This is a genomic window from Plasticicumulans sp. (assembly GCF_035331805.1).
In the GTDB taxonomy this organism is placed as follows: Bacteria; Pseudomonadota; Gammaproteobacteria; order Competibacterales; family Competibacteraceae; genus Plasticicumulans.
The window spans coordinates 1-2,837 of record NZ_DAOLKE010000414.1 but is presented as its reverse complement, the minus strand read 5'-3'; the positions used below and the strand labels follow the sequence as shown (position 1 = coordinate 2,837).

Sequence of the window (2,837 nt, the reverse complement as noted above, 5' to 3'; positions counted from 1 at the left end):
AGCGTGCTCAACGGCTACTCCGGCAAGGAGTACGTCTACGAGATGACCATCAAGGGCGAGCGCGTGACGGGCATTTCCGTCATCGGCGCCCGTGCTCTTGCCGCCGAGTACAAGGGCATCAAGACGCGGATCGTCAGCGCCATCGACAAGACCGGCCCGCTGTTCGTCATGCGCACCTTCGACCCGCCGACGATGAGCATCCAGCACATCCCGGAACTGGCCGACCAGATGGACTTCTATGAAGTCGTGGTCGAAGTGCAGGATCTGAAAACCGGCAACAGCATCCAACAGCGCAAGAAGGAGGATAAGTGCGGTCGCAAGCGCGACGGCGGACTGTTCGAGCGACCGCACTTCGACGTGATCGCCGAAGCCAAGGCGTTCCGCAACGGCGTGCTGGCGATCATCCCGCAGGACGTGGTGAGCCAGTTCGAGCAGAAGGCGCTTTCCGCCGGCAACAAGGGCAGCGTCCAGACCAAGGCCGACCGCATCGCCGGCCTGCTGCGGTTCGCGGCAAGCAAGGGCGTCGCCGTCATCCGCTCTGCGATCGAAGAACTGACCAGCGACCAGATCGACGGGATCGGGCAGGCCGCACGCGAAAGCGTCGAATCCTTCCGCCGCGCGGCCGTCGCGCTCGGCATCGCCGAGATCGCTGCCGACCCCGCCACCGGCGAAATCCCCCCGCCCGCCGTGCAGGCCCAGCAGACCCCGCCGGCGCAGCAGCCGGCCACGGCCCCCGCTCCGGCGCAGCAGCAGCCAGCCACCCAGGCCCCGTCCGCCGATGAAGACGACGGCCTCGACGACTGGCGCGCCGCCTTCGGCGAATGCCAGACCGCCGCGGACTGCGACGACCTGATCGCCAGCTACCGTGGCAAGCCCGGCAGCGACGAAGCGAAAGCCCTGCGCGCGCTTTGCGCCCAGCAGAAGAAGAAGATCGCGGCTGACGGCTTCGGCGGGGGCGAGTGATGCGCCTGCACTCGCTCGACCTCACCAACTTCGGCCCGCATCGCCACCTGTCGCTGCCGCTCGCCCCGCTGACCGTCGTCACCGGCGGCAACGGCACCGGCAAGAGCCACATCGCCGAGGCGCTGCGCCTCGCCCTGGCCGGCGACTGGATGCTGCGCGGCCTGATGCGCAAGGGCGATCGCACCGCACTGCTGAGCGACGGCGCCGAGGCCGGCAGCATCGTCGTCGAGGCCGCCGACGGCTTCCGCGCCGCCGTCAACATCAAGACCGGCAAGGTCGAGCGCACGCCCGGCCCGGTCGCGTACCTCGAACAGTGCTGCGATCCGCGGCTGATCGTCGATCAACCGACGGCGGACCTGCGCGCGATGCTGCTCGACCTGCTGCAGATCGACATCAACCGCGTCGGCATGCAGGCCGAGTTGATCGCCCGCGGGCACGACCCGGATCTCGTCGGGGCGTGGGTGTGCGGGCAGGACTGCGCCACGGCCGCGAGCGAGGCGCGCGGCGCGTGGAAGGCGGCCACGGGCGAGGTGTACGGGATGGTCAAGGCCGCGGCATGGACCGCGCCGAAGCCCGGATTTGACCCGGACGAACTGGCCCGCGTCGATGCCGAGCACACCAAGCAGTCCGCGCGGCTGGCGGCCCTGCGCGAAGAGGCTACCACCGCCCGCGAGGCCGAGCGGGCGCGTGATCGGCTGGCAGGGCTGCGGGCACATGCCAATGACCAGATTCTGATCGAGCGCGCCGGCGAGGCCGAAACGCTGCGCGCTCGGCTGGCAGAGGCCCAGAGCGCGCCGCTTCCGCCGGCAGCGGCTCAGGACGAAGCCGTGCGCAACGCGACCGCCGATCTGTCCGAGGCGAGGCGCGCAGTCACCGCGGCGGCTGCCGAGAAGCTCAACGCAGAGGCCGCGCAGACCATCACGCCCTGCCCGCACTGCGCCGGCCCGCTGCTGGTTGCGGACGGCGCCATCCGTGCCGCGGACCCGGCGGCCCCGGCGCGCGATCAGGGCCGCATCGCTGCCGCGGTGCGCGCGCTCGGCATGGCGAAGGAGGCGGAAGCCGCAGCGAGCAAGCGTCACGCCGAAGCCGTGCGTGCTGCCGACAGTCGCTACAGCACCGCCCTGTCAGCCCGTGACGCCAACGTCGCTGCCGCCAGCGCTGCACTGACCACCGCCGAGGATGCCGCCCGCACGCTGGCATCCGCCCGCGCCGCGCTCGAAGCCGCCGACCTCCCGCCTCCGCCCCGCCCGTCCGCCGAACTCGACGCCGAGATCGCCGAGCTTGTCGCCCGCGTCGAAGCGCTCGACCAGCAGCGCAAGGCGCTGCGCGAAGCCGAGAAGGCCATCGCCCGCGCCGACGACATCACGGCCCGCGCTGCCGCAGCGTATGCCGACGTGCAGGCCTGGGTCGCGCTCGACGATGCGGTCGAGGCGCTGCCGAACGAGATGCTGGCGGCCGGGCTCGCGCCGCTGAATGCCCTGCTGCGCGAGCTCGCCGGACACGCCCGTCCGGACCTGTTCGTCACGCCGCGCGGCCTGCCGCTGGTGCCGTCAGTGTCGCCGGACATGTCGATCCGCTGCGGGCACCGGCCGTATCACGCGTTTTCCGACTCGGAGCGCTGGCGCATCGACGCGCTGCTCGGCGCTGCGGTCGCGAGCCTGTCCGGACACCGGCTGCTGGTGCTGGACGAGGCCGACATGCTGCAACCCGGCCTGCGCCCGTCGCTGCTCGGGTGGCTGGATGCACTGGTGACGGCCGGGCACCTCGAAACCGCACTTGTGATGGCGACGACGCGCGAGCCGTTCCGCGTGCCGAAGCATGTGGCGCAGTTCCGGTTGCCGGCGGCGGCGGCTGGCGAGGAGGCGGCGGCATGA

General features: G+C 71.4%; 1 protein-coding gene and 1 pseudogene. Both read left to right on the top strand.

The features are described from left to right. A pseudogene (locus PKE44_RS17720) lies at window positions 1-963 on the top strand (hypothetical protein); the annotation flags it as partial. Then, window positions 963-2,837, top strand: a complete 1,875-nt coding sequence (locus tag PKE44_RS17715) for an AAA family ATPase (RefSeq protein WP_324553902.1) — start codon at window positions 963-965, stop codon at window positions 2,835-2,837. The pseudogene PKE44_RS17720 and the gene PKE44_RS17715, both read left to right, overlap by 1 nt.